This window comes from Angustibacter speluncae, from assembly GCF_054777815.1.
On the sequence record NZ_BAAHAF010000111.1, the window covers coordinates 1 to 4,294 of the forward strand.

Annotated in this window: 4 protein-coding genes and 2 pseudogenes; 5 read left to right on the top strand and 1 reads right to left on the bottom strand. The window is 77.4% G+C overall.

Annotated features, from left to right (window positions below):
- The 4 genes and pseudogenes from ACYVKY_RS13530 to ACYVKY_RS13545 form a co-directional block, all read left to right on the top strand.
- Positions 1 to 424 (top strand): annotated as a pseudogene (locus tag ACYVKY_RS13530) (hypothetical protein); the annotation flags it as partial.
- A complete protein-coding gene (locus ACYVKY_RS13535; protein WP_460435516.1) occupies positions 421 to 639 on the top strand; it encodes a hypothetical protein in 219 nt (72 codons plus the stop codon). The pseudogene ACYVKY_RS13530 and the gene ACYVKY_RS13535, both read left to right, overlap by 4 nt.
- 75 nt (positions 640 to 714) lie before the next feature.
- Positions 715 to 1,032 (top strand): carbon storage regulator CsrA, encoded by a 318-nt coding sequence (gene csrA, locus ACYVKY_RS13540; protein WP_460435517.1) that lies wholly within the window; start codon positions 715 to 717, stop codon positions 1,030 to 1,032.
- A 21-nt stretch (positions 1,033 to 1,053) separates the two neighbouring features.
- Positions 1,054 to 1,371, top strand: coding sequence for a thiamine-binding protein (locus tag ACYVKY_RS13545; RefSeq protein WP_460435518.1), 318 nt, complete (start codon positions 1,054 to 1,056; stop codon positions 1,369 to 1,371).
- Here ACYVKY_RS13545 and ACYVKY_RS13550 read toward each other — a convergent pair.
- Positions 1,337 to 3,445 carry a beta-propeller domain-containing protein gene (locus ACYVKY_RS13550; RefSeq protein ID WP_460435519.1) on the bottom strand — a complete coding sequence of 703 codons (2,109 nt, stop codon included), beginning with the start codon at positions 3,443 to 3,445 and terminating at the stop codon, positions 1,337 to 1,339. The two genes, ACYVKY_RS13545 and ACYVKY_RS13550, sit on opposite strands and share 35 nt — an antisense overlap.
- A 162-nt stretch (positions 3,446 to 3,607) precedes the next feature.
- Between ACYVKY_RS13550 and ACYVKY_RS13555 the strand changes: the two are divergent.
- Positions 3,608 to 4,294: pseudogene (locus ACYVKY_RS13555) on the top strand (hypothetical protein); the annotation flags it as partial.

The following is a 4,294-nucleotide window of genomic DNA, read 5'->3' on the forward strand; positions in this document are numbered from 1 at the left end:
CGCCGTCGTCGACCTCGGCGCCCCGGGGGTCGCGCCGACGGCCGACCACGTCCGCCGCGAGGTCGCCCGGCTGCGCGGCGGCGACACCGCCGCCGTCGTCGTCCTCGGCATCGACCCCGTCGCGGACCCCCTCGACGACCGCTGGTTCGCCGCCGTCGCCTCCACCGTGCGCGCCGACCACGTCGTCGCGTGCGTCGACGCGACCCGCAAGAGCGGCGACGTGCTCGCCTGGCTCGCCGGCCTCGAGGACGCCGGGCTGCGCGTGGACGCGCTCGACGCCCACCACGTCGCCCGCACCGCCGACCCCGCCAGCATCCTGGGCCTGCGGGTGCCGGTGCTGGCGCTCGACGACCGCGCCGCCGACGCCGGGACGTGGACCGCGCTGCTGCTCGAGCGGCTGGCCGGACGGGCGGTGCGGTCGTGAACCTCGCCGCCGTCGCCGCCCTCGCGCTGCTGCTGTCGGTCCCGTCGCTGCTGGGACTGGCCGAGGGCACCATCGACCCGGACGAGGCGGGTCTGCGCCTGCTGCTCGCCGTCGCGTGCGCCGCGGTCGCCGAGACCCTGCTGCGCCGGTTCGTCGACGCGGTCCGGCCGGTCCGGGCCGAGCTGCCCCCGGAGCGCACCCGCTCGGACGCCTGACCCCGCGCGACCGCCCGACCCGCCACCGGCTCCTCCTGCCGGTGCGCGGGCGTCCCGCCCCGTATGCTCGGCGGGGTGCTGGTCCTGACCCGCCGCAGCGGCGAGAGCGTGATGATCGGCGACACCGTCGTGGTGACGGTCGTCGAGGTGCGCGGCGACGTCGTCCGGCTCGGCATCGAGGCCCCCCGCGAGGTGCGGGTGCACCGCGAGGAGGTCTACCGCGCGGTCGGCGAGGCCAACGCCGCGGCCTCGCGCGTGTCCGACGACGACATGTCGCGGCTGGCGGCCCAGCTCGGCTCGACCCCGGCTCCCGCCCCCGCGCCGACGGAGCAGCCGGCCGCCCCGGCCCCGCCGCGACCGGGGCCGCCCAAGCCGGGGCCCCGTCGTCCGTAGGGCCGCCCGTAGGGTGGGCGCGTGCTGATCGCCTTCTCCGTCGCCCCGTCCGGCACCGGTGACTCGGTGTCCGCCGCGGTCGCCGACGCCGTCCGGGTCGTCCGCGAGTCCGGCCTGCCCCACCGCACCGACTCGATGTTCACCACCATCGAGGGCGAGTGGGACGAGTGCATGGACGTCGTGCGCCGCGCCACCGAGGCGGTCGGCCGGCACGGCGACCGGGTCTCGCTCGTGCTCAAGGCCGACATCCGGCCCGGACGCACCGGCGAGATGCAGGCCAAGCTCGACCGCCTCGAGGCGGCGATCAGCGACCGAGGTCCGTCGACCCCACCCGCGTGAGGCCGTCGAGGCCGAGCACGACCAGCTCGGCCCCGCCGTCGGTGCCCGTGAGCAGCACCACGCGGTCCCCGACGGCCACGGCCCGCACCAGGTAGCCGTACCCCTGCTGGGTGCCGAGCCGGTACCGGCCGGCGTCCGCGAGCGCGCCGTCGTCCCCGACCGAGATCGCCTGCAGCCCAGGGCCTTCCATCGTGTCGAGTGGTAGCAGCGCGGTACGGCGGTCGGGCAGGTAGGTCAGCTGGCGCGAGTCGCCCTCGACCGAGGTCCAGGTGTCGGCCTCGGTCCAGGTGCTCACCTGCGCCGGCGCCGTCCGGTCGGTGAGGTCGAAGGTCTGCACCAGCACACCGGTCGTGCGGCCCTCCGCGGTGGCGTCCTGCCCCACGCCGAGCAGCCGGTCCTCGCCCAGCGGGTGCAGGTAGGCCGAGTACCCGGGCACCTTCAGCTCGCCGGTGACGGCCGGCGCGGTCGGGTCGGACAGGTCGACGACGTAGAGCGGGTCGGTCTGCCGGAACGTCACCACGGTCGCGACGTCGTCGAACCAGCGCACCGAGCGGATCGTCTCGCCGACGCCGAGGCCACCGACCTGCCCGACCTGCACCAGCTCGCCGGCGCGCTCCTCGAGCACCGTGACCCAGCTCTGCGACTGCTCCTGCCCGGACTGCGGGTCGGCCAGGAACGCGCCGGTCGTCGTCGCGACCCGCAGCCGGCCGTCGCGCGCCGACAGCGCCCACCGGCCGAGCAGGAAGCCGTCGACCTCGCCCGAGGCCAGGTAGGTCGTCGCGGCCCCCTCCGAGGTGTCGAACCCGTGCAGCTCGGTACGCACCTCGTCCGGGTCGACGGTCTCGGCCACGCCGCGCCCCCACGAGGCCCACCCCCCGCGGGTGGTGGCCACGTAGAGCCGGTCGGTGCTGGCGTAGACCAGGTCGCCGTCGGCCGCGACGCCGGCCACGTCGACGACCGGGTCGCCGTCCGCGCCGGGGTCGAGCGAGCGGACGGTCAGCACGCCGCCGCCCGACGGGACGCTGGTGTGCGCGAGGTCGGAGCAGGACAGGGCGGGTGCGCGGCCCGTGACGACGCCGTCGGCGTCGCGGGTGATCGCCGCGGGCAGGAACTGCTCGCCCCGCATCTGCGCGAGCGCCTCCCGGTGCCGCGCCGTCGCCTCGGCCTCCCAGCCCGGGACGGTCGTGTCGACCGTGCCCGCGGGGGTGGGCACCACGGGCGTCGAGGACGTGACGACGCGCACGACGCCGTCGGTGAGGCGGGCACCGACCAGCCACCCCTCGACCTCCTGCTGCGACACCAGCCGCGGCGCCGTCGGGTCGGCCAGGTCGACCACCGTCGTGGTCGTCGTCGAGGTGCCCGGCACCGTGCCGGGCGCGACCCGGTCGGTCGTGACGCCCTGACCGTCCGGCTGGCCAGGTGCCCCCGGGAGGGACGCCCAGCCCTGCGACAGCAGCACGACCCGGTCGCCGTCCAGCAGCAGCTCGGCCGACCCCGGCGTGCTCGGCGCCTCGGGCGCGGGCTGCACCGTGTCGGACGTCACGCCCCACCCGCCGTACCCCGAGCCACCCAGGCCCGGCACCACCAGCGAGCCGACCTGGCGGGGCGCCCCGGCGCCGACGTCGACGACGACCAGCCGGTCGCCCGCCGTGGTCACCACGAGACCGGGCCGGGCGGGGTCGACCTTCACGGTGTCCGGCTCGTCGACGCCCGCCTCCTGCAGGTTCGTGCCGGTGGCACCGGTGCCGACCGCGTCGCCCGGTGCGGCGCCGGCGGCGGAGTCCTCGGCAGCGCCCGCCGCGGTGTCCCGCGCGACGTCGGGCACGGCGAAACCGTCCAGGCCCCAGGGGCCGACGCCGGGGTCGAGCGCCTCGACGTACCAGTCGCGCACCTGGGTGCAGTCGTCGAAGCGGGTGAGGCCGTCGGCCGCGGCCGGTGCGGCCCCGGGTCCGAGCGCCCCAGTGGCGAGCGCGGTGCCGGCGACCGTCAGGGCCGCCGTGCCGGCGACGAGCGCGACGGTGCGGCGCCGTCCGCGGCGGCGGGGGAGCGGGTCGGTGGTGGGCGCGGTCGTCATCTGCGTCGCCTCCTGCTGCGTGCCCACGGTCCGTCCCGCGTGCGTCCTGGTGCTGCGACGCGGGGGCAGGGGCACCGGTTCCCGGAATTGGGTGCGGCGCGGACGGCGCCTATGGTGGAGCGGCCGTTGTCCGCCGGGGGTGAAGCTGGAGGAGTCCGTCCCGTGCTCGTTCGCCGTGTCCTCGTGGCCGTCCTGGCCGTGCTCGGCCTGGCGCTGCTGCTGGTCGGTGTCGGGATGCGCACGGTGTGGCTGCCCGACAGCGACGTGAGCGCGTCCGCCGACCTGTCCGACGCCCCGGTCGCGCTCACCGCACCCGGCGTGATGGAGATGCGTCCCGGCCCGGTCGCGGTCCGCGCCGAGGGCGAGGGCACCGTGCACCTGGCCCGCATGCGCGAGGAGGACGCCGTCGCGTGGGTCGGCGAGTCGCCGCACCTGACGGTGACGGGGCTCGACGACGAGCGGACCCTGGCCACCGAGCGCACCGACGGCGAGGCCGAGGTGCCCGACCCCACCGGTTCGGTGATGTGGCTCGACGGCGCGTCCGGCGAGGGGTCGGCCGAGCTGACCTGGGAGGACCGCCCGGGCCGCTACCTGCTCGTGGTCGCCGCCGACGGCACCACCGCACCGGACCGGCTCACCTTCACCTGGACCCGCGAGGTCAGCACCCCCTGGGCGGTGCCGCTGATGGTGCTCGGCGGCGTGCTGCTGCTGGCGGCGGCCGCGCTGGCCGTCGTGCTCCGCGTGGTCGGACGCCGTCCGCGCGCCGGGGCACCCGACGCCGACGAGCCCGACGCCGACGAGCCAGACGCCGGCGAGCCCGGTGCCGCCGAGCCCGCGGGCGGGGCGGCC

What these genes read in the sequence shown, in the direction of transcription:
- ACYVKY_RS13550 (WP_460435519.1), bottom strand. Translation starts at nt 3,445, where the DNA reads ATGACGACCGCGCCCACCACCGACCCGCTCCCCCGCCGCCGCGGACGG.